Consider the following 24,462-nt stretch of genomic DNA (forward strand, 5'->3'; position numbering starts at 1 on the left):
GTAATGGTGGCCGCACATGCGGTCACCGAACACTCATCAGGATCAGTACAACGCGATAATATGATTTTTATGTGGTGATTTTAATCACCGAATCATTTCAGGATGCCACTGAAGGCTTTTGCCGCCGTTAATTTTTTTTCAACCCATGAAGGCCTTTTCCCGGCCTCCCGACAGTTGTAGAGAAATACGCCAGTTTTTGATTCAGGCTTTAAAGTGTTCTGTGGTCGAGTATCCACAAAGGAGTAATCAATTTTATTTTCCTCAACAGACACCCTTCCTCCTGTATGAATTAAAGTCCAGCTATTATGCATCGTATGGTTTTCAATCAATCCAAAAGGAGTGAAACCCCATGAATCAAAAAAGACTTTCAATGCATTTGGGGAGTAGTCAGTAGCGATAAGTGCAAACTGAATTTGTTCTCCTGTTCCTTCAAGATAGGCGTCCTTCTCAAGTTTGCTTAACACACGATCCTTTACCTGGTAACCTTTGCAGGTAAGATAGACATCTCGTCCTGCTGAGGGTTGTGTATATATCATATTGTCGTTCTTTTCAGCAGCACCTGCTGAAAATGACAGCGCCAGAATTGATGCGCAAGTCAAAAAAGACTTCATTGATTTCCCTTTTCGTTTACCAGGACATTATCGTCATATTATTACACTGGAGTCAGTGTGACCAACTCCAGCCCGGTAAAAAAGCGTTTCCTCTAAAGAATTTCACGCCATTGTCAGCACAATTTTCCCGGCATTCAGGCCCGACTCCATACGCTGATGGGCAGCAGCGGCTTCCGCTAAGGGATAGATGCTGTCGATAACCGGATTAAGCGTGCCATCGTTAAACTTTGCCAGCCACTGTTCACGAAAACGGCGTGACATGCTGTGTTTCACTTCCTGTGAGCGGGACTTCATCACCGTGCCCATAATTTGCAAATGACGATAGAGAAGTCTGTCGAGAGGAATACGGGCATTTTCAATTCCCCCCATGATGCCGATTTGAACAAGACGCCCACCAAAATCCAGCGCGTTGATATTACGCTCAAAGTAAGGCGCACCAATGAAATCAAGAATGAGGTTAACACCGCTGCCGTGAGTTAACTGCGCCACCCTTTCAGCGAAATCTTCATTCTGATAATCAATGACAGAATGAGCACCCAGCGCAATAGCCTGTTGATGATGTTCAGCTTTCGCCGTGGTGATTACGTTTGCACCCGTGGCCCTTGCCAGCTGAACAGCGGCCCCGCCCACACCGCCAGTACCGGCATGGATCAAAACTGTTTCCCCCGCCTGCAATTTGCCAAGATGGATCAGGGCTTCGTGGGCCGTGACGAAGACTTCAGTGATGGCTGCGGCCTGAATATAATTCAGTCGGTCAGGAATGGGCATCGCCATACGGTAATCGATGCGGGAAACGTCAGCATAGGCTCCACCGCCCACGATCCCCATTACCCGAACGCCGACCTTATAGCCTTCTACCGCTGACCCTGTTGCGATAACTTCACCCGCTATTTCCAGCCCCATAATGGTTGAATCACCAAAGTCTGGCCGTCCGTACCCGCCGCGCCGGTGGGTCAGGTCAGCGCGGTTAACGCCGGCAGCATGGTTGCGTACCAGCAGGTCGTGTGGACGGAGAACCGGCTGCGCGATATCTGTCAGGTGCAGCACATCCGGCGCACCGAATTGATCAAAAGTAATGGCTTTCATCGTTGTTTTTCCTCTGTTATTTATCTAATACCCATCTGCCCCGGCTTTTCAGGCAGTCTGGTTGCCAGCAAAGGTGGCATTGGCGTAAGCCGACGCGGTGATCGCTGCCGGGAACCCGGCATAAAAAGCCAGATGGGTGATCACTTCGCTTAACTCCGTCTCGGTTAAGCCATTCTGGATGCCACGCTTCAGGTGTGCCGGTAACTCGTTGGCGTGGTTCAGTGCAATCAGACAGGCAATCGTAATCAGGCTGCGATCTCGCGGGGCGAGCGCGGGGTCGGCCCAGACCTCGGTGTAAAGTGGATGCTCCACGAATTCGGCAAGCCTGGGTGTAAATGGGCGCGCAGCGGCACGCGGGCTGGTAAAGTCGATCGGTTTCATAAGGAGTTCCTTAGGTGGCTCAAATCTGGCTGATAAATTTATTTGTCAGGTATGGCGCGATGCCTTCGCGGCCGCCTTCTGACCCATGACCGCTCTCCTTCATGCCGCCAAAAGGCAACTCGGTTGCGACAATACGATACTGATTGATACCGATCATGCCCGCTTCGAGGCCATCGCCGACATCCAGCGCGGTGCGCGCATTGGTGGTGAAGGCGTAGGCTGAAAGCGCATAGGGCAGCCGGTTGGCTTCGACCAGTCCGTCTTCAAGGGCATCAAACGGACGCATGATGGCAATCGGGCCGAAGGGTTCTTCATGCATGATGCGCGCGCTCATTGGCACGTTGGCCAGCACTGTGGGTTCAAAGAAATAGCCGGGGCCATCGATGCGTTTTCCCCCGGTGAGGATCACCGCTCCCTGCTCAACGGCATCGGCGATAAGCCCGCCCATTTTTTCTACCTGTCGCAAATTGGCTAAAGGCCCCACCTGCGTTCCTGTCGCCATGCCATCGCCAATGACGAGCTGTTTTGTTGCAGCAACGAAGCGTTCGACAAAGCGGTCGTAAACATCATGCTGGATAAGAAAGCGGGTTGAGGAGATACAAATCTGGCCGGTGCCGCGGAACCGGTTTGCGGCACCCTCTTCCGCCGCTTTTTCGATGTCGGCATCATTGAACACCAGCACTGGCCCGTGACCACCCAACTCCAGCGTGATGGGTTTGACGCCTGCCGCCGCGCGTTCTGACAGCAGGCGACCTACCGGAACGGAGCCGGTAAAGGCGACCTTTCTGATGATTGGTGAGGCGATGAGGGTTGAGGAAACGCTGTCCGGAACACCAAAAACGATCTGCAATACACCTTTCGGCAGGCCCGCATCGTCCAGGCAACGTGCCAGTGCCAGCGCTGTCGCCGGGCTCTCTTCGCCGGGCTTCAGGATAACGCTACACCCTGCCGCAAGGGCTGCAGAAAGTTTGCGTGCCGGGGTGATGGCCGGAAAATTCCAGGGCGTGAATGCCGCAACCGGACCGATAGCCTGGCGTTTGACGAGCTGCTGAACCCCGGGCCGGTTCGCCGGGACGATACGACCGTCAATACGCCGCGCTTCTTCGGCAAACCACTCGAAGTAATCGGCAGCGCGCTGCACTTCATCACGGCTTTCCGCCAGCGGCTTACCCTCTTCTAACGTCATCAGTGTTGCAATATGGTCTGCCCGTTCACGCATCAATCCCGCTGCTTTTTTCATTATCATTGCGCGCTGTTCGGGAACGGTATGGCGCCAGATGGCGAAGTTGTCAGATGCGGCGTTCAGGGCACGTTGAATGTCTGCGTCTGTTGCCATTGGAAGACGGCCCAGAACAGCGCCGTTCGCTGGGTTGATGACGGGCGACGTATCCCGCTCACCTGCTGATTCCCAGCAACCATTAATAAAAAGATACAGTGGATCATAAGATGGTGTTTGCATGGCCTTTTCCTCTTCGGATTATTCAGGGATGTTTTTCCGGTGAGAAGAAGCTTAAGGGGTTAGCAGGTAGCTGATAAGATAGCCCCTGCCCACAACAGCTATGCAGAGAACGCACAAATGCAGTCAGAAAAATTCGCAGAGTTTCTTGGTGTGTTTGCCGATGTTGCGCGGGAGAGCAGTTTTTCCGCTGCGGGCCGGCGGCGTGGTCGCACGCCCTCGTCGATTGGTCGTCAGATTGATGCGCTTGAAGCCTGGCTGGACACCCCCTTATTCCTTCGCTCCACGCGCCATCTGACCCTGACGGATGCGGGAGAAGTGCTGCTGGTTCGCGCCCGCCAGATACTTGATTCGCTGGAAGACACCCGGCAGGAGCTGGCATCAATGAAGGGGGAAGTTGCCGGCGTTCTGCGCGTGGCCTGCTTCCCGACGTTCGGTAAACGCTATCTTTTACCGGTGATGGGGCAACTGGCGCGAAAATATCCTGAGTTAAAGGTTGAACTGGATCTCACCGAGCGCATTGCCGATCCCGTGGCTGAACGTCTGGATGTGGTTATCCGTATCGGTGATATGTCGGACAGTACGCTCATTGGCAGCCGTATCGCGCTGCAGAAGCGAGTCCTGTGCGCCAGCCCGGATTATCTGAACGCGGCGGGGCAACCGGCGCAGCTTCCGGACATTGCATCACATCGTCTGATCGATAAATTACACGGCGCTGATCTGCTTGGCTGGACCGATGTACTGGGGCATCCGGCGCGTTGTTCGCATTCGCAGCCGGTGTTTGGCTGCGATGATTTTGAAGGAATGCGCCAGGCGGCGCTGGAAGGCCTGGGCATTGCTTACCTGCCGGACTGGGTTGTTGGCATGGATATTAAAACTGGCCTGTTACAGCAGATTTTTCCTGAATGGTCAGAACAGCCCGAAGCCTGCACCGGCATCCATGCCCTGCGCGCCCTGCGCAACCCGCCTGCTCGCGTCAGCGTATTCATGGATTATCTGCGTGCTTCTATCGGTCAGCCCCCTGTGTGGTCTTAGCTATTCATGTAGAACCGAGAGAAGAACGCAGAGAAAGTGTGAAATATAAAAACAGTATTTTGTGGTTTATATTAAAAATAGAGTTTTAAACCACATAATAATGGATTTATCTTGCTTCGCACTTTGCTGGATTAACACTATAATGGTGGCTGTTACCTCATCTCACGGACCTGAACCACTTTATGATGGATTTAACTCTCAGTAAGCCCGATGAAATCGTTAAGCTGCTGTGCGAGCGACTGCGCAAAGAGCGTCTGCTGCAACAGATGACCCAGGCTGAAGTGGCTGCCAGGGCCGGGATCGGTGTGAACACTGTGTCCAACCTGGAGTCCGGGCGCAATGTCGGGTTTGAAAACCTGGTGAGAGTGGCGATGGTGCTGGGTCGTGGCAAAGAGCTGGAGGCGCTGTTTGCCCCTCAGATCGACAGTCTGGACGATTTGCGGCGTTTTGAGAAAACCACCACCCGCCAGCGGGTAAAAAAGAGCGCGCATCATGGTGAATAAAGTCGATGTCTGGTACGAGGGATGGGGCGATCGCTGGCTCTGGGGATCGCTGGTATCCTCGACGGCGCTCACCGGGCGGCCGGTGATCCTGTTTGAGTACAGCGAAGAGGCGGTTCGCCGTGGCCTGGAGCTGGCCTCCCTCACCCTGCCGCTGAAGGGGCCCCGCCTGCGCAGAGACTTCCCGGTTCATCAGTTGGGCCTTCCCGGCCCGGTTTATGACGCACTTCCTGATGGTTGGGGCATGTTGTTGATGGACCGACTGTTCCGCCAGCGCGGGCTCAATGCGGCACGGATTGGACCGTTAGAACGCCTGACCTGGATCGGCAACAATGCGATGGGTGCCATGTCATTTGAACCGTCACAGTCTGAAGCCGCAGGGCCGACTGAAGATATCGGCCTCGCACAACTCTCCGCTGAAGTTCAGGAAGTACTGGAGGGCGAAGGCGGTGGGTTTTTGCAAAGGCTGTTGCAGATGGGAGGCTCGCCACAGGGTGCAAGACCGAAAGCGCTGCTGTATCGCGATCCGAATAGCGGTCACTTCAGCACCGCCAGCACACCGGGCCTTGAAGCCTGGCTCATCAAGTTCCCTGCCCGGCAGGAACATCCGGAAGTCTGTGCCATTGAAGCTGTCTATGCGCACTGTCTGCGCGAGTGCCAAATCAGTACGCCAGATACCGCGTATTTTGCCCTTCCCAACGGACAGGCTGCTTTTGCTTCGCGGCGATTTGATCGGCAAAACGGCCTGCGTGTACCGATGCAGAGTCTTGCGGCTTACACCGGGGCCAATTACCAGGTGGCGGGCGTGCTGGACTACACCAACTTCCTGCGTGCTACTCAGCTCTGCACCAATGACGTCAGGCAGAAAGTGCTGGCATTTGAACGGGTGGTGTTCAACGTGGTGTTCAACAATCGCGACGATCATCCGAAGAACTTCGCGTATTGCATGTCGGCAAGTGGCGAGTGGGCGCTGGCCCCTGCATATGATGTGACGTACTGCGAAGGCCCGGGCGGCTATCATCAAATGGATGTGATGGGAGAAGCGCTGGATATTGGTCGCGAACATCTGCTCGCGTTAGGTGAACAGGAAGCGGAACTGACCGCCCCGCAGGTGGATGCCATGCTGGAAAAATATTGCACCATTGCCTCTGGTTTTGCTGGCAAAGCGGACGAGCTGTTTCCCGGACGCATCACCGCTGAGACGCTGCATACCCTTCAGGGGCGTATTGATGACAATATTGCACGCATGCAAAAGTAGTTTTCGCCCGCAGGCTGGTCGTTTCGCAATGCGTTAAACATTAGCATTCTTCTGCTATCACACGGGCAGCATCCCATAATCCCATCATGTGAATAATGGCCCGTTCTACGCCTGCCAGCGGCACATTATCCCGCGCAAGTGTCGATATCCCCAGCAGGAAACTATCGACGCTGACAGCCAGTGCCAGTGTGTCCTCATTATCCGCTAACTCACCGCTGCTGATGCCCCTTTTTACGCAATGCATTATTCCTTCACGGGTACGGCGACGGGACTCCTCCAGCGGCTGGAGGATGTGCCTGTTTTCCGCCGGGCAGGTAAACATGGCACTGAGCGCGACCATACATCCCCTGGGATGTTCAGGCCCATACTGCATCCGGGCTGAATTAGTCAGTGCGGTCTCCAGTGCCTGCCGGGCAGGCAGCTCACTGTCCCACAGCGGTTCTGTTACCTGTGCATGTGTTTTCAGATAGCAGTTCACGGCTTCATTAAACAGCGCCTCTTTTGACCCAAAGGCGGCATAGAAGCTGGGGGCCGTAATCCCTCTGCCTATTGATGCTTTCAGCATGGCGAGAGAGGTTGAATCGTAACCATTTTCCCAAAAAAGGTGCATGGCTCTTATCACTGCTTCATCCCGATCAAACTGTCTTGGTCGACCTGTTTTCATTATCGCTTCCTCCGCGATTTATACTAATCGATACATATTTAATTGACAACGCTGAGAGCGACAATGCAACATATGTATCGATCGGTATGTATTTATCGCGATATTGCCTCCGTCGCCTGAAGCGATAGCGGCAGGCCCTGAATTGACTTAACAGGCTGAATAATGAAAACACAGCAACACAACAGAGAAGCTCAGCAATTGCCCGTCTTTGCCCTGCTTGCCCTGGCGATGGCCGGCTTTATCTGCATACTGACCGAGACAATCCCTGCCGGATTGTTGCCGCAAATGAGTACCGGACTCCATATCTCACCGTCGCTGGCCGGACAACTGGTGACGGCGTATGCAGTGGGGTCGTTACTGGCCGCCATTCCCCTTACGCTGATGACCCGAACCTGGTCACGCCGAACCGTTCTTCTCAGCACGGTTGGCGGATTTCTGATTTTCAACACGCTGACGGCGATCTCTTCTCACATCGCCGTCATTTTAATCGCCCGGTTCCTTGCTGGCGCTTCAGCGGGCCTGGCATGGAGCCTGATCGCCGGATATGCGCGAAGAATGGTCGTTCCCTCGCTTCATGGACGTGCGCTGGCACTGGCAATGGTTGGCACCCCGATTGCTTTGTCTCTCGGGGTGCCGGCAGGCACATGGATGGGGGCATTTCTCGGATGGCGCCTGACTTTTGCTGTGATGTCAGGGCTGTCGGTCATCCTCATTGGCTGGATACTGCTTGCAGTGCCAAATTATCCGGGTGAGCCAGACACAAAAAAAGTGCAGTTGGGTTCCGTGTTGCGTCTCCCCGGCGTACGGTCAGTGCTGGGTGTGGTGCTGGCGTGGATGCTGGCACACAACATTCTTTACACCTTTATTGCGCCGTTTATTGCGCCTGCGGGTCTGGCCGGAAGGATTGATTTGGTATTGCTGGTCTTTGGTATTACCGCCCTGTGCGGCATTTTTATCACCGGCAGAATCATTGATACCCATCTGCGCAAAGCAGTGCTGCTGTCACTGTCAGTTTTTGCGGCAGTGTCGCTCGTTTTTGGTGTGGATGCGAGCAACCCGGCAGTGATTTATATCGGCATAGCCCTATGGGGACTGACGTTCGGCGGAGCGGCAACACTGCTTCAGACAGCGCTGGCAGATGCTGCGGTTGAGCATGCCGATGTGGCGTTGTCGATGAACGTGGTGACGTGGAACAGCGCTATTGCGTTGGGGGGCATTTCAGGTGGTTTACTGCTGGAACATTACGGAACCGGATCTTTTCCCTGGGCTCTCCTCGTGGTGTTAATGGTTGCGATAACGGTTGTTGTGCGTTCAAAGCAGGGTTTCCCTGTCGCCAACAGACCCTCCCGAGAACCGTTAAGCAATCAACAGGATTGCATCTGAAAAATATTTTCGCCCGACCGCAACTTTTGCCTGCGGTCGGGCGAACCTCTGGTTAAGGTTATCAGGCGCTGTCGCCTGTCCTCACACTGGAGAGATCATCATGCGTATGAAAAACACCCTGAGCACCCTGGCTGTTGCCGCCGTTCTTGGCCTGGCGCTGCCTGTTACATCCGCTTTTGCCGCCCTGCCGGTCGGTGAAAAAGCCCCTGACTTCGAGCTTAAAGCGGCCCTGGCCGGGAAACCGACCACCTTCTCACTCCAGCAGGCACTGAAAAAGGGCCCTGTAGTGTTGTACTTCTTCCCCGCCGCCTTTAGTGCCGGTTGTACGCTGGAAGCCCACGACTTCGCTGAAGCCACCGACGAATTTACCCAACAGGGTGCGACGGTGATTGGTGTGACCGCAGGGAATGTGGATCAGATTGCCAAATTTTCCCAGCTGGAGTGCCGCGACAAATTTACCGTTGCCGCCGATCCGGGCGCGAAAGTTGCCGGCGAGTATCAGAGCACCATGCAGATGAAGGGGCAGACGTTGTCTGACCGTACCTCCTATGTCATCGCGCCGGACGGCAAAATCCTGCTGAGTTATACCGATAAGAACCCGGATGCGCATATCCAGAAAGCGATGGATGCTGTGAAAAAATACCGTCAGGCCAACCCGGCATAACCTTGTTCACTTAAGCAGGTAAAGTATGCTGACTGCCATCGCAGCCGCCTTTCTGGGCGGCATGATCCTGAATCTGATGCCGTGCGTGTTTCCGGTGATTTCACTGAAAGCACTGAGTCTGATCCGCCATCACGACCAACCCGCTCAGGCCCGTACGGAAGGGCTGGCATTTCTCGGCGGGGTGGTGATCACCATGCTGCTGCTGGCCGGCGCATTATTGCTGGCCCGTGCGGGTGGGTCAGCCGTTGGCTGGGGCTTTCAGCTCCAGTCACCGCTGGTGATTGCCCTGCTGATTCTGGTCATGCTGGCGTCAGCGCTGAATCTGTTTGGGCTGTTTGAAGTGGGGCTCTCGGTACAGCGTGTGGGGGAAGTGGGCAGCGGGCGCGGCGGCTTAACGGGATCCGCGCTCACCGGGGCACTGGCGATTATCGTTGCCACGCCCTGCAGTGCACCGTTTATGGCCAGTGCCGTTGGCTATGCGCTGACGCAGCCGCCGCTGGTCAGTCTGGCTATCTTTACCGCACTGGCGCTCGGGTTTGCCGCGCCGTTTACCCTGGTCTCCTTCTTCCCGTTGCTGGCACGCGTGTTGCCTGCGCCGGGCGCCTGGATGGTGACGCTGAAACATGCACTGGCATTTCCCATGTTGGGCGCCGTCGCCTGGCTTATCTGGGTCCTCGAGCGGCAGGCTGGCTCTGCGGCGCTGGCGCTGATTCTGGCCTGCTGCCTCGTGCTGAGTTTTGCCGCCTGGCTGTATGGCATCGCGCAGAAACGCCGTATGATGGGACGCCGCCACTGGCCGCAACACCTTGCCACAGCGCTGTTTGTGCTGCTGGTGGTGCCGCCGCTGGCCAGTCTGACCTCACTTTCTTCACAGACGGAGGCGGACGAGGGTACGGATGCCGCCGCTGCGGTGGCCTGGTCACCGCAGAACGTTGATGCCATCAAAGGACAGGGTAAACCGATTCTGGTGAACTTTACTGCCTCATGGTGCATCACGTGCCAGGTGAACGATCGGACATCGCTCTCAACGCAGGCGGTCAAAGCCGCGATGGCGCGTACCAGTACGATTTATATGGTCGCGGATTCGACAAAATACAATCCAGATGTGGAACAGGCGCTCAGTGATTTTGGACGCGGTGGTCTGCCGCTCTATGTGGTGTACCCCGCCGATTGTGGCAAACCTGTGGTGCTGCCGCAGGTGCTGACGCCGCGTATCGTGATCGACGCGCTCGACCATGCAACAGAAACCGGGAAAAAAACCTAATGCGATCTGTGTGTGAATGCCAGCGCAATGTCTTCTGACGCTGCGCTGAATATCAGGGCAGTGAATGGCTGAAACGGATACCCGGGCGCAGACGTGGCCGCATCTGATGGCCAGTGCGCAGGCGGGAGATCAGAACGCCTATAACCAACTGCTGAAAGCGATGGTGCCTGCCATCCGGGCCTTTGCACGCCAAAAAATCCGTGATGAAGCGCTGGTGGAAGATGTGGTTCAGGAGTCACTGCTGGCGATCCATCGTGTGCGGCAGACCTACGATCCGCAGCGGCCGATCCTGCCCTGGGTGGCTGCGATAACGTCGGCGCGGGCCATTGATGCGTTACGCCAGCGCGGACGTCGCCCGGAAGTTCAGGATGATGATGCCTTACTGAACCAGGCTGCTGAAAGCGACGGCGCTGAAAACAGAGAACGGGCCGTTCAGGATGAATTAGCCGGATATCTGGGCAGTCTGCCTGCACGTCAGCGCGAGATGGTGGAGAGTGTGCATCTGCGCGAGCAGAGCCTGGCGCAGGCCGCTGCCGCCAGCCATCTGTCAGTGTCTGCCGTGAAATCACTGTTGCATCGCGCGATGCTCAACCTGCGTAAATATGGACGGGGGAATGATGAAAAATCATGACCAACTGATCGACACACTCAGCCAGTCAGCCCGGCCCGTAAAACGTACCTGGCCCGTCGGCTGGCGTGTGGTGGCCTGGATTATCACCGTGCTGCCCTGTGGCATGCTGAGCAGTTGGGCATGGCACAGCCGTTTCACCGACTGGTCCCAACCGGGGGCGGGGCTGGCGCTGCTCACCCTGGTGCTGGCGTTTGGCATAGGGGTCAGTGCGATGGCCGGGGCGTTTACGTTGAGTATTGCCGGCCTAAAACCGCTCAGGCTGAGGTGGGCCGCATTGCTGGCCGTGGTCTGGCTGGCGATCAACCTGCTGAACACGGCCTCTGCTGCCGCGACTGCCGGCGCCGGGCGTTTTGGCGAAGGTATTCACTGCTATCTGTTTATGCTTTCGGCCAGCCTGCCGATGATGGTGATTTCGATTGTCTGCCTTAACCGCACCCGCTCTCTTTATCCACGACAAAGCCTGGCGCTGGCGGGGTCGGGCATCGCTTTTATGTCATCGACGCTGCTGTCGCTGTGCCACGAAGTTCACCTGCACAGGCTTGATTTTACGATGCACCTGGCCGCAGGTGCGACCATTGTGTTGCTGACAGTGCTGACCGGGCGGCGCTGGATACAGCTGAGCCGCTAGCTATGTCGTTTATCGTTAGCCGTTAGCGCGATCAGCTGGGCCAGCTCAGGAAGGCATGAACCACAGTTGGTGCCGCATTTCAGCGCTGTACCCAGTGCGGCTGGGGTGCCGCATCCTCCGGCAATGGCGTTCAGGATCTGATTTTCTCCGATGCCAAAACAGCTGCAAACCGTTTTTCCACGTGCCTCACCTCCCCGCTGCCTTCCTGCCAGTAATGCAAAGCGTCCGGCAGCATCAGTGGGGGGCTCGCTGAAGGCGGCAACCACCGCGGGGGCGTCGATCGCCGGCCTCTCTGCGGCACTCCAGAACGCCAGTGCCAGCCTGCCTTGTTGCCAGCCCAGCAGATGAAAGTATTCGCCCTCAGCCTGAGCGGTTTGCAGCGCCATCTCATGTAATAAACCCTGCTGATGCAGCCAGCTTTGCGCGTCACCCTGCCCGGCCAGCAGCCAGCGTGTAACGCCGTTTTCCGCAATGCGTGACCACCAGACCCCTGCGCCGGGCTGCCAGTCACCAGGCAGACAGAGTACAGCCTGCCAGTCACTTTGCCAGCGTCGTACGCGCACTGCCGTCTGCTTACTCTCCGGCTGCCCGGAGTGCGGACAGACGTTGGCAGCGATAAGCGCATCCACGTTACCGTGGCTGGAGAACTGCCGATTCCAGTGCATCGGTACAAAGAGGGAACCCGGTTGCTGGTCTTCGCTGAGGCACGCACGGCACACTATCCAGCCATTTTTTGACTGAACGCGTACCAGATCACCTTCTCGCAGATGATACCGGGCGGCATCCTGCGGATGCAGCTCACAGAAGGGTTCGCTGATGTGCTGCATCAGCCGCGGCACGTTGCCGGTGCGTGTCATGGTGTGCCACTGGTCGCGGATGCGGCCGGTATTCAGCAGCAGCGGCCAGCGCTCATTTTGCTGTGCGACGGGCAACGTGGGCACCACCGGGAGCATGCGGGCTTTGCCATCAGGGTGGAAGAAACGGCGATCGCTGAACAGGCGTGTACACCCTGCGGGATGTGCTGCGTTAACCGGCCACTGTATCGGTTTCAACGTATCCCACTGCGCGTTAGTGATATCCGCCAGTGCGCTGATATCAAAGGCCCGGGTGCCCTGGTTCTCAAAGCCCGAGAGTGCCGCGTGCTCCCGGAAAATGTCTGCAGGATGCTGCCAGTTAAACGCTTCAGGAAACCCCATACGCTGTGCGACCCTGGCGAGGATCCACCAGTCCGGGCGTGAGTCGCCTGCCGGTGCAACAAAACCACGCTGACGTGAAATCCGGCGTTCAGAGTTGGTCACCGTGCCGTTCTTTTCCCCCCATCCCTGGGCGGGTAACAGTATGTCGGCCAGTGCAGTGGTGTCCGTCTGTGCACAGACGTCCGATACGATAACCAGCGGACAGCGCTTCAGCGCCTGCGTCACCGTCAGACCATCCGGCAGTGACACTGCCGGGTTGGTGCCCATAATCCACACGGCTTTGATTTTCCCGCAGCCGATAGCGTGAAACAGATCGACGGCCATCAGACCGGGTTTATCGGCTACCCCCGGGCTGTGCCAGAATCGTGCCACCCGATCCACCTCCTGCGCGCTGAACCCCATATGCGCCGCCAGCTGGTTGGCCAGACCGCCCACTTCGCGGCCCCCCATCGCATTGGGCTGCCCGGTCAGTGAAAATGGCCCGCTGCCTGCCCGGCCGATTTTTCCGCTGGCAAGGTGGACATTGATAATGGCGTTACATTTGTCACTGCCGCTGCTCGACTGGTTGATGCCCATACAGTAGAGCGTCAGTGCGTTGCTGGCGTGAAGGAACAGCTGGAAGAACGTTTCCACCTTCTCCTGTGGCAACTGGCAGAAGTCCGCTACCGCTTCGCTGCTCCATGCGGATGCGGATTCTGACGTCTCATCCAGCCCGTTAACGACCGCACGCATCTCGTTATCGATACCGCCATACTGCGCCAGCCAGTTCAGCAAACCGGTGAACAACGCGGCATCGCTGCCCGGCTTCAGCGCCAGATGCAGGTCGGCAATATCGCAGGTGGCGGTACGCCGTGGGTCAATCACCACTACGCGCAGGCGGGGATTCTCTTTACGGGCCTGAACCAGGCGTTGGAACGCCACCGGGTGCGCCCAGGCGGTATTGGAACCCGCCAGGATCACCAGATCGGTATGGTTCAGGTCGTCATAGCAACAGGGGACGGCATCTGCACCCAGTGCCCGTTTGTAGCCGACCACTGCCGAGGCCATGCAGAGCCGGGAATTAGTATCAATATTGGCCACGCCGAGAAAGCCTTTCATCAGCTTGTTAGCCACATAGTAATCTTCGGTCAGAAGCTGCCCTGAGGCGTAAAAGGCCACGGCTTGCGGGCCGTATTCGCCGATCACCGTCTGTAGGCGGTCTGCCACCGTGTCCAGTGCGCTTTCCCAGCTTACGCGCTCACCGTTGACCTGCGGATGCAGCAGGCGGCCCTGATGGCCGAGTGTTTCGCCCAGTGCCGCCCCTTTGACGCAGAGGCGGCCCAGATTGGCCGGGTGCTGTTTATCACCGCTGACCTGCACCCTGTCACTGTCATCGCGGGTGATGGTCACTCCGCAGCCGACACCACAGTAGGGACAGGTGGTGTTCATGAGGCTACCACCTGAACCTGCGCCATCTCCTCACTGGCTACCCAGACCCGGTCCTGTTCGATTTTCACCGGCCAGCAACGTACGGCGAGCCCGCTACCGTCAAGCGCCTGACCATCACTCAGGCGGAAACGCTGCTTATACAGCGGTGAAATGACCATCGGTTCGCCGCCTGCATCGCCCAGTATGCCGCGTGACAAGACGCTGGCCCGCGTGCCAGGTTCGTTATCATCCAGCACGAAAACCCGATCGTTCAGGCGGAACAGTGCAATGCGCTGGGTTCCGATGCGCGCGCCAATCCCGGCCTGCGCCGGAATTTCATCCAGTCGGCAGATATCGGTCCAGGGAAGAGGGGTGGCATCCTGCACAATCGCCAGAGGCGCATCGGACGGACGTATCTGCCCGCGTTCCTGCTGCCACTGCACGGTTTCATCAGGCAGGCTGCTGTTGAGTGTTGAACGGAACAGAGCCAGACGGTCCGGGCTTTCCAGCGTGGTACGCCATTCACACTGGTAGCTGTCTACCACCCGGGCCATCTCCTGTTCCAGCTCATGAGCAATGCCGAGCGAGTCGTCAATGACGACCTGGCGCAGGTAATCCAGCCCTCCTTCCAGATTGTCCATCCAGACGCTGGTTCTCTGTAGCCGGTCACCGGTGCGGATGTAAAACATCAGCAGGCGGTCGACGTAGCGGATTAGCGTGGCGTCATCAAGATCGCTGGCAAACAGGTCAGCGTGGCGGGGTTTCATACCGCCGTTACCGCAGACGTAAAGATTCCAGCCCTTCTCGGTGGCGATCACGCCGATATCTTTGCTCTGTGCCTCCGCACACTCACGGGTACAGCCAGAGACCGCCATTTTGATTTTGTGCGGCGCGCGCAGCCCCTTATAGCGATTTTCCAGCGCAATCGCGAAACCCGTGGAGTCCTGAACACCGTAGCGGCACCAGGTGGAGCCCACACAGGATTTCACCGTGCGCAGTGATTTTCCGTAGGCGTGCCCGGTCTCAAATCCTGCGGCCAGCAGCGTCTCCCAGATATCCGGCAGTTGTTCGAGGCGGGCACCGAACAGGTCGATGCGCTGCCCGCCGGTAATTTTGCTGTAGAGATTATAGCGCTCTGCGACCTCGCCAATGGCAATCAGGCCACGTGCGGTGATTTCACCCGCCGGGACCCGTGGTACCACTGAGTAGGTGCCATCCTTCTGAATATTGGCAAAGTAGCGATCGTTAGTGTCCTGTAACGGCAGATGCTGGGGTTTAAGCAGGTACTCATTCCATACCGATGCCAGCAGTGATCCCACCAGAGGTTTGCAGATCTCACAGCCCAGCCCGCGGCCATGCTTCGCCAGCAACGCATCGAAACTCTTGATCTCTCCGACGCGTATCAGGTGATGCAACTCCTGGCGTGAGTGGGCAAAGTGTTCGCAGATATCCTTTTTCACCTCCACGCCCTGACTGGCCAGCTGATACTCCATCACCTGTTTTACCAGCGCTGTGCAACCGCCGCAGCCGGTAGCGGCTTTGGTACAGCTTTTTAACGAAGCCATATCGCCACAGCCGCCGGATACCGCTGCACAGATATCGCCTTTGCTGACGTTATGACAGGAGCAGACCTGGGCACTGTCCGGCAGCGCTGCCACGCCAAGCGCTTTTACCGCCCCGCCTTCCCGCTGCGGCAGGATCAGATGTTCGGGAGCGGCAGGCAGCGGCATACCGTTCAGCATCATTTGCAGCAGCGTGCTGTACTCGCTGCTGTCGCCCACCAGGATCCCACCCAGCAGCTGTTTGCCATCGGCAGAGACGACAATTTTTTTAAAGATTTCCTGCGGTTCATTGTTCCAGTAGTAGCTCTTGCTGCCAGGCGTGCGGCCGTGGGCATCGCCAAACGATGCTACCTCCACGCCCAGCAGTTTCAGCTTTGTGCTCATATCGGCACCGGTAAATGCGGCTTCTTCCCCGGCCAGTACCGCCGCAGCCACGCGTGCCATCTGATAGCCTGGTGCCACCAGCCCAAAAATTTGCCCGTTCCACAGTGCACATTCGCCAATGGCCAGAATATCGTCATCGGAAGTGATACAGCTGCTATTGATATCGATACCGCCACGGGGTCCGAGGGTCAGCCCGGCAGCGGCAGCCAGCTGGTCACGCGGGCGTATACCCGCTGAGAACAGCACCAGGTCCGTGTCGATCTGGCTGCCATCCGCGAAGCGGAGCTGTAAGCGGCCATCCTGCTGACGGACGATCTCCTGGGTGGATTTACCGGTGAGCACCTGTACCCCCAGCGCATCGATTTTGTGCCGCAGCATGGCCGCCCCGCCCTCATCCAGTTGTACGGCCATCAGGCGCGGGGCAAACTCCACCACTGCCGTTTCCAGACCGAGCTGCTTCAACGCATTGGCCGCTTCCAGGCCTAGCAGGCCACCACCAATCACCACGCCGTGCCGCGCGCTCTGTGCTTTAGCGGCGATGCCATCAAGGTCATCCAGCGTGCGATAGACAAAGCAGCTGTCGCTGTCCCCTCCGGGGATGGGCGGCACAAAAGGCCAGGATCCGGTGGCCAGTACCAGTTTGTCCCATGCCATCTCGTGACCGCGGGTATCACGAACACAGCGGCGCTGGCGGTCAATTTCCGTTACCGCACAGTGGGTGCGTAGTTCGATGCCATAGTCGTCAAAAAAATGGTCACTCACCATCGACAGCTCGGCGTGACCCTTACCGGCAAAATATTCCGAAAGATGTACCCGGTCGTAGGCCATATGGCGCTCTTCACCGTACACCACAATATGAAACTGCTGATGCAGCTGTCGGTTAACCAGCTGCTCAAGGAAATGGTGGCCTACCATGCCGTGGCCAATAACAACAAGGGTCGGTTTGCTCATCTGATGATGTCCTGCAGCCTGTGACTGCGTTGTGTGTTCCGGGTTAAGCAGCAGGTGCGGACTCTGTGGGGTCGCGTTCTGCAGGTGGGCAAGCAGGGTGGCGCTGTCGCCGGTATCCCCGTAAAGCAGGATCCCCACAAGCTGTTGCTGTCGAAAAAACAGGCGCCGGTAGTGACCCGCAATGGGATCAAAGGCGCTGGCGCTGTGCCGGTTTTGTCGTGAGGAGATATCCCCGGCGCTGAACATCTCAATGCCGCTGACTTTCAGGCGAGTGCCATTGTCTTCACTGACATAGTCCGCAACGGGCATGCCCGCCAGCCGCTGTGCCAGCACCTTTGCCTGGGCGAAACAGGGGGCGACCAGACCAAAGGTTTCACCCTCGATTTCACAGCACTCACCGAGCGCGCTGATACCTGCCAGGGCGGTACGACACTGACGATCTACCACCACGCCGCGCTGGCAGGGGATCCCGGCTTCACGTGCCAGCGCGGTGTCGGGTATCACGCCGATAGCGATAAGCACGCAGGTGGCGGGAAGCCGGGTGCCGTCACGCAGCGTTACCCTGGTCGGATCGACACGGCTCAGCGCGGTGTCGAGGCGGCAGTCGATACCCCGCTGCGCCAGTGTGGCGGCCAGCAGACCACCGGTTTCTGGATCAAGCTGCCGATCCATCAGCCAGCTGTTTCGATGGATCAGCGTGACCGCGCGTCCGCGCAGGCGCAGGGCCGCGGCAGCTTCGATACCCAGCAGTCCGCCGCCCAGTACGACCACAGGGCCCGTGCTGTTGAGCATCTGTTCGACATCTGCCAGGGTGCGAAATCCCTGAACATGCGGCAGCCGGATACCGGGGATCTCAGGAAAAACCGGCAGCGAGCCGGTGGCCAGCACCAGCTGATCCCACTTCAGGGTCCGCTGTCCGGTGGTCAGCGTTTGTCGGTGCGAGTCCAGTGATGTCACGGTTTCTCCGCTGTACAGCGTGATGCCGTGCTGGTGGTACCAGTCGGGCGTATGCAGCAGTGTCTCCTCGAAGGCTTTTTCACCGCCCAGTACCGGAGAAAGCATGATGCGGTTGTAGTTGCCCAGCGGTTCACGGCCAATCACTGTGATGCGGTAACGGCCAGGCACCAGTTGGCACAGGGTTTCCACCATACGCATGCCTGCCATCCCATTGCCGATCACCACCAGATGTTCCGCCATGATGTGCCCCTTATGCCGCTGACTGTTTTTCGTAGAGGAAATGCAGCACGCGCTGACGCAACTGGTGATACTGCGGGTCATCCGCCAGCGCCACCCGGGAACGGGGACGGGGCAGTGTTACATTCATGATCTCGCCAATTTTTGCCGCCGGGCCGTTAGTCATCATCATCACGCGGTCGGAGAGCAGCACCGCTTCGTCGACGTCATGGGTGATCAGCACGATGGTGGTATTCAGTTTTTGCTGAATACTCATCACGGCGTCCTGCAGACGGGCGCGGGTCAGCGCATCCAGAGCCCCAAAAGGCTCATCCATCAGCAGCACTTTGGGTTTCATGGCCAGCGCGCGGGCAATACCGACGCGCTGTTTCATGCCGCCGGAGAGCTCGCCCGGCCGTTTATCACGGGCATGCCCCATCTGCACCTGTTCAAGATTTTCCAGGATCCATTCGTGTCGTTCTGCCTTGCTCATACTGCCTTTAAAGACCTGGTTTACCGCCAGCGCCACGTTGTCGTAGGTGGTCAGCCATGGCAGCAGCGAGTGGTTCTGAAACACCACCGCTCTCTCTGGTCCCGGCCCGGCGATCTCCCGGTTATCACACAGCAGACCGCCTTCGCTGGGCAGCGTCAGTCCGGCGATCAGATTCAGCAGCGTCGATTTCCCGCAGCCGGAATGCCCGATCAGGCTCAGGGTTTCGCCTTTGCGGATGCTGAAGCTGACGTTATCCAGCGCGAGGAAATCGCCCTGGGCGGTGTTAAAGCGCTGGCTGACTTGCTGTACATCAATAATGTTCGGCATTATTTGTTCTCCTGCTGGCTGTCATGCCAGGAAAAGCGGCGAGCGAGCAGCATCAGCACCTGTTCCAGCAGCAGACCGACCACACCGATAATCGCAATGGCGATAAGAATGTTTTCCACGTTGAGGTTGTTCCACTCGTTCCAGATCCAGAATCCGATGCCCAGGCCTCCGGTGAGCATCTCGGCGGCGACGATGACCAGCCAGGCAATGCCAATGGAGAGGCGTACGCCGGTCAGTACCGCGGGCAGCACCGCCGGGAACAGGATTTTGCGCATAATGGTGAATTCGGAGAGGTTGAGCACCCGCGCAACGTTGAGGTAGTCCCGGGGAATTCTCTGCACGCCTTCTGCCGTATTGATCACCATTGGCCAGATGGAACAGATGAAAATAGTCCAGTTGGAAGCCGGTTCTGCGCGCTGGAACAGCAGCAAACCAATGGGCAGCCAGGCCAGCGGGCTGACGGGGCGCAGCAGGGCAATAATCGGGCTGAACATGCGCCCTAAAAACAGAAATCTTCCCAGCAGAAAGCCCGCCGGGATCCCGACCAGTGCCGCCAGGCCAAACCCGATAGCGACACGCTGCAGCGAAGCCAGGACGTTCCAGCCAATACCCTGGTCGTTGGGCCCGGCGTTGTAGAAGGGATCGGCGAACAGCGTGACTGCCGCCTGCCAGGTGGAGAGCGGTCCGGGAAAACCGGTGCTGTAGAGTGCGGCAATCTGCCACATGCCCAGCAGCAGGATCATCCCACATACGCCAGGAATGATGCGCTGGAACAGCGGGCGCAGCGTATAGCGTCGCCGCGTTTTAGGTGCAGGGTGGTTATTCAGCGGGATGATTTGTGCATGCTGCGTGGTGGTTTCGTTCACCAGCGGTATGACGGTTGCCTGATTTTTCATGACTGACCTCCTGCTTTGAGGGCGAAACTGGCGGCATACTCTGCCGGATTGCTGCCATCCCAGACTTTGCCGTCGATCAGGGTGCTGCTGCGCATCCCGCTCTGCGGGAGTGAGATGCTGCCTGCCGCGCTGGCTGCCTGTGTGTAGATATCAATGCGGTTAACCTGCTTTGCCACGGCCAGATAATCCGGCTCCTGTTTCAGCAGACCCCAGCGTTTTTGCTGCGTGAGGAACCACATTCCGTCAGACAGCCAGGGGTAGTTGACCTGCCCGTCGTTGAAGAAACGCATCGGGTGTGCATCCTGCCAGCGTTTTCCCAGACCGTTGTCGTAGTGGCCCAGCATGCGGCCCTCAATGGTTTCAGGTTTGGTGTTGAGGTAGGCGCGGCTGGCGATCACCTGCGCGGTTTCACGGCGGTTGTCGTCAGAGGCATCGATCCAGCGTGCGGCCTCCAGCACGGCGGCGGTGAGTGCCCGCGCGCTGTTAGGGTTCTCGTTCACCCATGCTGCACGGGTGCCCAGGATTTTTTCCGGATGATCGGGCCAGATATTCTGGGTGGTTTCGGCGGTAAAACCGATGTTGTCGCTGATGGCACGCTGGTTCCATGGCTCGCCTACGCAGTAGCCGCTCATATTGCCGATTTTCATGTTCATCACCATCTGTGGCGGCGGTACCACGACGGTACGGACATCGGCAAAAGGGTCGATACCGGCATTGGCCAGCCAGTAATAAAGCCACATGGCATGGGTGCTGGTGGGAAAGGTGTGAGCAAAGGTGTAGCTGCCTGCGGGTTGAGCTGCAATGGTCTTTTTCAGCCCCTCCGCCGTAGTGACGCCTGCTTCTTTCAACTGATTTGATAGCGTGATTGCCTGGCCGTTTTGATTCAGTGTCATCAGGTTCGCCATATCATGCTGTGGCCCGGCGACACCCAGCTGCAAGCCATAGATCATGCCGTACAGCACATGTGCAGCATCCAGCTCTCCCGAGGTGAGTTTGTCGCGCACGGCAGCCCAGCTCGCTTCTTTGGTCGGAGTCAGGGTGATGCCATATTTTTTGTCGAAGCCTTTTACCGCCGCCATAACGACAGGGGCACAGTCCGTTAAGGGAATGAAGCCTACCCGAATATTGGTTTTCTCCGGGGCATCGGAGCCGGCAGCCCAGACGCTGTTCATCAGCCCGGGAACAAGGTAGCTGCCGCCCAGAAGGGCGCTACCCGTGAGAAATTGACGTCTGGATAGCGGAAAAATCGGTTTGCTCATCGTCTGGCTTCCTGAAAAAAAGCATAAAAAAAGGCGTCCTACCGACATGCCTGAGCATGCGGTTGGACGCCTTTATCCAAAGCACTCTTACACCGCCATTGGTGCAAAAATGCGTCATTATGTTTTTTTAGTCATGCAAGCGATGTGCCAGGTCAGGAGAGGAAGGAATAACCGCATGGTGTCAGGCGTTTGCCGTGCGGATTATCCTGTTGAGAAGTTCACAGCGAACGACCCGTGCCCCATTGCGAAGCACAGAGTGCCCACTGTTTGTGCAAGTATTACTCTGCGCGTGACGTAAAAGCGGCGGCCACGGAGAGCAGTGCGATGGCAACATCGGCAATACGTCTGTTCTGGTCCATCGCCATCTTACGCAGGGTCTGCCAGGCCTGCTCTTCGTTATAGTTGTGGTGACGCATCAGCAACACCTTGGCCTGGTCAATCTGTTTACGTTCATTCAGCGTGGCACGCATCGCAGCCAGCTCGTTGTCCTGGGCCTGTAACCTCTCGGACTGGGCCTGAACCAGCTCCAGTACTGAACGTCCCAACTGCGGTGTCAGTCCCCCGCTATCCAGTTGCTGTACCTCTTGCTGAAACCCGTCGCGCCCTGCCACATAAACGCTGTACGCTGAGCGATTTTCAAGCCCGCTGACCGCCTGATGGATATCCTCTTCCTGCTCCTCGCGCCGGGTTTCAGCACGGCGTATGCTGTCGTGACAGCAGCGGGTCAGGTGGTGCGCCAGGCCATCTTCGATCACCTTCAGGCCGTCGATACGACGGGTCATCAGCTGATACCAGCGCAGGGCCATCTCTGTCCCTCCGGCTTCCGGCGTTGTGCGTGTGCAGGCAATGCGCCGCAGCCGTTCGACATCACTGTCGCAGGTGGCAATGCTGCGCCAGCGTTGCAGGTTTTCCTCATCGGCAAACTGGCTGAAGCTGGAAAAACAGCGCTCCTGTGCACCGATCAGCGCCACCATCCTCTCGCTCTGCTCCTGGCTGAATTCACCCGCGGCGTAACCGGCAGATCCGGTGGCTCTTTCTTGCCCTGCCAGCTCTTTCCCCTGAATAAAGCTGAACATAGCAATCAGGGCGCGGGATACTTCAGGGTCAGAAGCGGTATCGATCATTTCAAAAGCGAGGTTCAGCAACTGCCGGATAATGTGATTGAACTGTGCCATGGCCTGGGCGTGGCTAAGCGTGAACTGGCGGATGGCATCCCGCAGCGCGGGCAGCTCGCTCAGCGCGTAGATCGCAGAGGCAATCCTGCTGAATACCCGGCTGCTGCCCTGTGATGCGTTCTCCGGAGAGGGAATGGCGGGCAGTTTTGCCATCATACTGGCGATGATCTGGCTGACCTGGCGTGCACGCTGGGGGAGTTCGTCGCCAAACATCCGTCCCTTAGAACAGAGCCAGATATTGCTGGCACCGCGTTCGCGCTGCAGTTCATGGATAAGCTGGCTGATGATGGCTGTCAGATGGCCGGTATGGAGCAAATTACGCAGATTAGCAATTTCACACTGTCGCGATGCTGTCAGGTACATAAGCGGTGAAGGTGTGGTGGCACGCATTAGACGCTCTCCAGCGATGAAATTGGATAAGCGTATTAAGCATAATGTGTGCCACTTATAAAATGTGTTGCACCATCAGCGCGCGATCAGGCGACTATTTCTTCCCCTGCCAGTTGCCCCAGGGGCCGTCTGCCGGGGCTTCTTCCACCTCATCCAGTGAAGCAATGTACAACTCTTCGACTTCTTTACGCGCCCATGGAGTGCGGCGCAGGAATTTCAGGCTGGATTTAATGCTCGGATCGCTTTTGAAACAGTTGATATTGACGCGCTTCGCCAGCGCCTCCCAGCCATAACGCGCTTGCAGCGCAGTTAACAGGGCTTCCAGCGTCAGGCCATGCAAAGGATCTTTTGGGGTATGAGAGGTCATTGTGGTGTCCGGCGAGTCTGAAGAAATTGCGCACACGATACTGAGCGCCAACGCCAGATGCAATAATTAACCGGGTACCTGCCGTCCCTGGCAGGGGTGATCAGTTAAACCAGGCGGGAACCGGGTCGTGCAATCTGGCCCAGCTCTGCGGGCCAGCCGCCATCTCACTCTCCGTCAGCAGTGCGTTATCCAACTGCTGACGCAGCCTGGCTTCATCCATCTCTATGCCGATAAATACCAGTTCCTGTCGGGCATCCCCGATGCCTTCCTGCCAGTGGTGCATAATGTCCAGCAGGGACTCCTCATCCTGTGGCCAGCGTTCGCGTGGCACGCTGACCCACCAGCTACCCGCCATCCCCTGACGTGCCACGCCCCCAGCCTGCGACCAGTTGCCGGCATAACCAGGCCGTGATGCCAGCCAGAAATAGCCTTTCGAACGCACGACGCCTGGCAGTGTTGCGGAAAATAATGCCCAGAAACGCTCGGGGTGAAACGGGCGACGGGCGCGCCAGACAAAGTTGCTGATACCGTACTCTTCGGTTTCCGGGACATGGGTGCCGCGTAACTCCTGCATCCAGCCCGGAGCCTGTGCCGCCTCGTCAAAGTCAAACAGACCGGTACTCAGTACCCGGTCCAGCGGAACTTCACCAAAACGGGCACATTCAATGCGTGCGCGGGGGTTGAGGCTGCGCAGGATGGCAAATAACCGTGTGCGCTGATCGGGGTTGATGAGATCGATTTTGTTCAGTATCAGTACGTCGCAGAATTCAATCTGCTCAATCAGCAGATCGACGACCGAGCGTTCATCGCCCTCACCCAGCGACTCACCGCGTGAACGGATGCTGTCACGGGATTCATAGTCGTGCAGGAAATTGTAGCCATCGACAACGGTCACCATGGTATCCAGGCGTGCCACGGCGGACAGGCTCTCCCCGGTTTCATCTTCGAACGTAAAGGTTTCCGCGACTGGCAGGGGTTCTGAAATGCCGGTCGATTCGATCACCAGCTGATCGAAGCGTCCTTCGCGTGCCAGGCGGTTTACTTCAAGCAGCAGATCTTCGCGCAATGTGCAGCAGATGCAACCGTTGCTCATCTCCACCAGCTTCTCGTCGGTGCGCGACAGCTCTGCACCCCCGTCGCGCACCAGTGACGCATCAATATTCACTTCCGACATATCGTTGACGATCACCGCCACGCGGCGCCCTTCACGGTTGTTCAGGATATGGTTAAGCAGTGTCGTTTTCCCGGCCCCGAGAAAACCCGACAAAACGGTTACGGGCAGGCGGGTATCGTTACCGGGTAAAGCGTATTTTTCTTGCAT

Annotated in this window: 21 protein-coding genes; 8 read left to right on the forward strand and 13 right to left on the reverse strand. The window is 57.5% G+C overall.

Features of this window, described 5'->3' with window-relative positions; genetic code table 11:
• Positions 1-92 precede the first annotated feature (92 nt).
• From FVB43_RS05010 to FVB43_RS05025, 4 genes are all read right to left on the reverse strand, one after another.
• Positions 93-611 (reverse strand): hypothetical protein, encoded by a 519-nt coding sequence (locus FVB43_RS05010; protein ID WP_167863501.1) that lies wholly within the window; start codon positions 609-611, stop codon positions 93-95.
• Between the two features lie 102 nt (positions 612-713).
• Positions 714-1,697, reverse strand: a complete 984-nt coding sequence (locus tag FVB43_RS05015; RefSeq protein ID WP_167863502.1) for an NAD(P)H-quinone oxidoreductase — start codon at positions 1,695-1,697, stop codon at positions 714-716.
• Positions 1,698-1,745: 48 nt separating this feature from the next.
• Positions 1,746-2,078: a carboxymuconolactone decarboxylase family protein gene (locus FVB43_RS05020; protein WP_167863503.1), complete on the reverse strand. Its 333-nt coding sequence runs from the start codon at positions 2,076-2,078 to the stop codon at positions 1,746-1,748.
• 19 nt (positions 2,079-2,097) lie between these two features.
• Positions 2,098-3,537 (reverse strand): NAD-dependent succinate-semialdehyde dehydrogenase, encoded by a 1,440-nt coding sequence (locus FVB43_RS05025; protein WP_167863504.1) that lies wholly within the window; start codon positions 3,535-3,537, stop codon positions 2,098-2,100.
• A gap of 117 nt (positions 3,538-3,654) precedes the next feature.
• On the opposite strand from FVB43_RS05025, the gene FVB43_RS05030 reads away from it, so the two are divergent.
• The 3 genes from FVB43_RS05030 (at position 3,655) to FVB43_RS05040 (ending at position 6,327) form a co-directional block, all read left to right on the forward strand.
• Positions 3,655-4,569, forward strand: coding sequence for a LysR family transcriptional regulator (locus FVB43_RS05030; protein ID WP_167863505.1), 915 nt, complete (start codon positions 3,655-3,657; stop codon positions 4,567-4,569).
• A gap of 182 nt (positions 4,570-4,751) precedes the next feature.
• Complete coding sequence (locus tag FVB43_RS05035; RefSeq protein WP_242462107.1) at positions 4,752-5,072, forward strand: helix-turn-helix domain-containing protein; 321 nt, start codon at positions 4,752-4,754, stop codon at positions 5,070-5,072.
• Entirely contained in the window at positions 5,062-6,327 is a 1,266-nt protein-coding gene (locus tag FVB43_RS05040) for a type II toxin-antitoxin system HipA family toxin (RefSeq protein WP_167863506.1), read from the forward strand. Before FVB43_RS05035 ends, FVB43_RS05040 begins: the two co-directional genes overlap by 11 nt.
• 40 nt (positions 6,328-6,367) lie before the next feature.
• On the opposite strand, the gene FVB43_RS05045 is transcribed toward FVB43_RS05040, so the two are convergent.
• Complete coding sequence (locus tag FVB43_RS05045) at positions 6,368-6,994, reverse strand: TetR/AcrR family transcriptional regulator (RefSeq protein WP_167863545.1); 627 nt, start codon at positions 6,992-6,994, stop codon at positions 6,368-6,370.
• 159 nt (positions 6,995-7,153) lie between these two features.
• Here FVB43_RS05045 and FVB43_RS05050 point away from each other — a divergent pair, with 159 nt between their 5' ends.
• The 5 genes from FVB43_RS05050 to FVB43_RS05070 all read left to right on the forward strand — a co-directional run bounded on the left by FVB43_RS05050 (position 7,154) and on the right by FVB43_RS05070 (position 11,561).
• Positions 7,154-8,374 (forward strand): MFS transporter, encoded by a 1,221-nt coding sequence (locus FVB43_RS05050; RefSeq protein WP_167863507.1) that lies wholly within the window; start codon positions 7,154-7,156, stop codon positions 8,372-8,374.
• Positions 8,375-8,474: 100 nt separating this feature from the next.
• Positions 8,475-9,038 carry a peroxiredoxin gene (locus FVB43_RS05055; RefSeq protein WP_167863508.1) on the forward strand — a complete coding sequence of 188 codons (564 nt, stop codon included), beginning with the start codon at positions 8,475-8,477 and terminating at the stop codon, positions 9,036-9,038.
• Positions 9,039-9,063: 25 nt separating this feature from the next.
• Entirely contained in the window at positions 9,064-10,302 is a 1,239-nt protein-coding gene (locus FVB43_RS05060; protein WP_167863509.1) for a protein-disulfide reductase DsbD family protein, read from the forward strand.
• A 64-nt stretch (positions 10,303-10,366) separates the two neighbouring features.
• Positions 10,367-10,933 (forward strand): sigma-70 family RNA polymerase sigma factor, encoded by a 567-nt coding sequence (locus FVB43_RS05065; protein WP_133846758.1) that lies wholly within the window; start codon positions 10,367-10,369, stop codon positions 10,931-10,933.
• A complete protein-coding gene (locus FVB43_RS05070) occupies positions 10,920-11,561 on the forward strand; it encodes a DUF1109 domain-containing protein (protein ID WP_167863546.1) in 642 nt (213 codons plus the stop codon). Before FVB43_RS05065 ends, FVB43_RS05070 begins: the two co-directional genes overlap by 14 nt.
• On the opposite strand, the gene FVB43_RS05075 is transcribed toward FVB43_RS05070, so the two are convergent.
• From FVB43_RS05075 to zigA, 8 genes are all read right to left on the reverse strand, one after another.
• Complete coding sequence (locus FVB43_RS05075) at positions 11,558-14,185, reverse strand: nitrate reductase (protein ID WP_167863510.1); 2,628 nt, start codon at positions 14,183-14,185, stop codon at positions 11,558-11,560. The two genes, FVB43_RS05070 and FVB43_RS05075, sit on opposite strands and share 4 nt — an antisense overlap.
• Complete coding sequence (gene nirB, locus FVB43_RS05080) at positions 14,182-18,258, reverse strand: nitrite reductase large subunit NirB (protein ID WP_167863511.1); 4,077 nt, start codon at positions 18,256-18,258, stop codon at positions 14,182-14,184. The genes FVB43_RS05075 and nirB overlap by 4 nt, the downstream gene beginning before the upstream one ends.
• A gap of 10 nt (positions 18,259-18,268) precedes the next feature.
• A complete protein-coding gene (locus FVB43_RS05085; RefSeq protein WP_133846761.1) occupies positions 18,269-19,054 on the reverse strand; it encodes an ABC transporter ATP-binding protein in 786 nt (261 codons plus the stop codon).
• On the reverse strand, positions 19,054-19,950 hold the full coding sequence (ntrB, locus tag FVB43_RS05090; RefSeq protein WP_167863512.1) for a nitrate ABC transporter permease: 897 nt from the start codon (positions 19,948-19,950) through the stop codon (positions 19,054-19,056). Before ntrB ends, FVB43_RS05085 begins: the two co-directional genes overlap by 1 nt.
• Positions 19,947-21,209 (reverse strand): CmpA/NrtA family ABC transporter substrate-binding protein, encoded by a 1,263-nt coding sequence (locus FVB43_RS05095; protein ID WP_133846763.1) that lies wholly within the window; start codon positions 21,207-21,209, stop codon positions 19,947-19,949. The genes ntrB and FVB43_RS05095 overlap by 4 nt, the downstream gene beginning before the upstream one ends.
• A gap of 278 nt (positions 21,210-21,487) precedes the next feature.
• Positions 21,488-22,774, reverse strand: coding sequence for a nitrate regulatory protein (locus FVB43_RS05100; RefSeq protein ID WP_167863513.1), 1,287 nt, complete (start codon positions 22,772-22,774; stop codon positions 21,488-21,490).
• Between the two features lie 94 nt (positions 22,775-22,868).
• Entirely contained in the window at positions 22,869-23,141 is a 273-nt protein-coding gene (locus FVB43_RS05105; RefSeq protein WP_159338407.1) for a VF530 family protein, read from the reverse strand.
• A gap of 100 nt (positions 23,142-23,241) precedes the next feature.
• Positions 23,242-24,462 (reverse strand): zinc metallochaperone GTPase ZigA, encoded by a 1,221-nt coding sequence (gene zigA / locus FVB43_RS05110; RefSeq protein ID WP_133846806.1) that lies wholly within the window; start codon positions 24,460-24,462, stop codon positions 23,242-23,244.

This window comes from Erwinia rhapontici (genome assembly GCF_012271765.1).
Taxonomy (GTDB): Bacteria; Pseudomonadota; Gammaproteobacteria; order Enterobacterales; family Enterobacteriaceae; genus Erwinia; species Erwinia rhapontici.

Bases quoted from the DNA above. Each gene is read 5' to 3' on its own strand.
- FVB43_RS05065 (WP_133846758.1), top strand. From the start codon at position 10,367: ATGGCTGAAACGGATACCCGGGCGCAGACGTGGCCGCATCTGATGGCC.
- FVB43_RS05060 (WP_167863509.1), top strand. From the start codon at position 9,064: ATGCTGACTGCCATCGCAGCCGCCTTTCTGGGCGGCATGATCCTGAAT.
- FVB43_RS05085 (WP_133846761.1), bottom strand. From the start codon at position 19,054: ATGCCGAACATTATTGATGTACAGCAAGTCAGCCAGCGCTTTAACACC.
- FVB43_RS05050 (WP_167863507.1), top strand. From the start codon at position 7,154: ATGAAAACACAGCAACACAACAGAGAAGCTCAGCAATTGCCCGTCTTT.
- FVB43_RS05040 (WP_167863506.1), top strand. From the start codon at position 5,062: ATGGTGAATAAAGTCGATGTCTGGTACGAGGGATGGGGCGATCGCTGG.
- FVB43_RS05100 (WP_167863513.1), bottom strand. From the start codon at position 22,774: ATGCGTGCCACCACACCTTCACCGCTTATGTACCTGACAGCATCGCGA.
- FVB43_RS05070 (WP_167863546.1), top strand. From the start codon at position 10,920: ATGAAAAATCATGACCAACTGATCGACACACTCAGCCAGTCAGCCCGG.
- FVB43_RS05105 (WP_159338407.1), bottom strand. From the start codon at position 23,141: ATGACCTCTCATACCCCAAAAGATCCTTTGCATGGCCTGACGCTGGAA.
- FVB43_RS05095 (WP_133846763.1), bottom strand. From the start codon at position 21,209: ATGAGCAAACCGATTTTTCCGCTATCCAGACGTCAATTTCTCACGGGT.
- FVB43_RS05075 (WP_167863510.1), bottom strand. From the start codon at position 14,185: ATGAACACCACCTGTCCCTACTGTGGTGTCGGCTGCGGAGTGACCATC.
- nirB (WP_167863511.1), bottom strand. From the start codon at position 18,258: ATGGCGGAACATCTGGTGGTGATCGGCAATGGGATGGCAGGCATGCGT.
- FVB43_RS05010 (WP_167863501.1), bottom strand. From the start codon at position 611: ATGAAGTCTTTTTTGACTTGCGCATCAATTCTGGCGCTGTCATTTTCA.
- FVB43_RS05030 (WP_167863505.1), top strand. From the start codon at position 3,655: ATGCAGTCAGAAAAATTCGCAGAGTTTCTTGGTGTGTTTGCCGATGTT.
- FVB43_RS05035 (WP_242462107.1), top strand. From the start codon at position 4,752: ATGATGGATTTAACTCTCAGTAAGCCCGATGAAATCGTTAAGCTGCTG.
- ntrB (WP_167863512.1), bottom strand. From the start codon at position 19,950: ATGAAAAATCAGGCAACCGTCATACCGCTGGTGAACGAAACCACCACG.
- zigA (WP_133846806.1), bottom strand. From the start codon at position 24,462: ATGCAAGAAAAATACGCTTTACCCGGTAACGATACCCGCCTGCCCGTA.
- FVB43_RS05015 (WP_167863502.1), bottom strand. From the start codon at position 1,697: ATGAAAGCCATTACTTTTGATCAATTCGGTGCGCCGGATGTGCTGCAC.
- FVB43_RS05020 (WP_167863503.1), bottom strand. From the start codon at position 2,078: ATGAAACCGATCGACTTTACCAGCCCGCGTGCCGCTGCGCGCCCATTT.
- FVB43_RS05055 (WP_167863508.1), top strand. From the start codon at position 8,475: ATGCGTATGAAAAACACCCTGAGCACCCTGGCTGTTGCCGCCGTTCTT.
- FVB43_RS05025 (WP_167863504.1), bottom strand. From the start codon at position 3,537: ATGCAAACACCATCTTATGATCCACTGTATCTTTTTATTAATGGTTGC.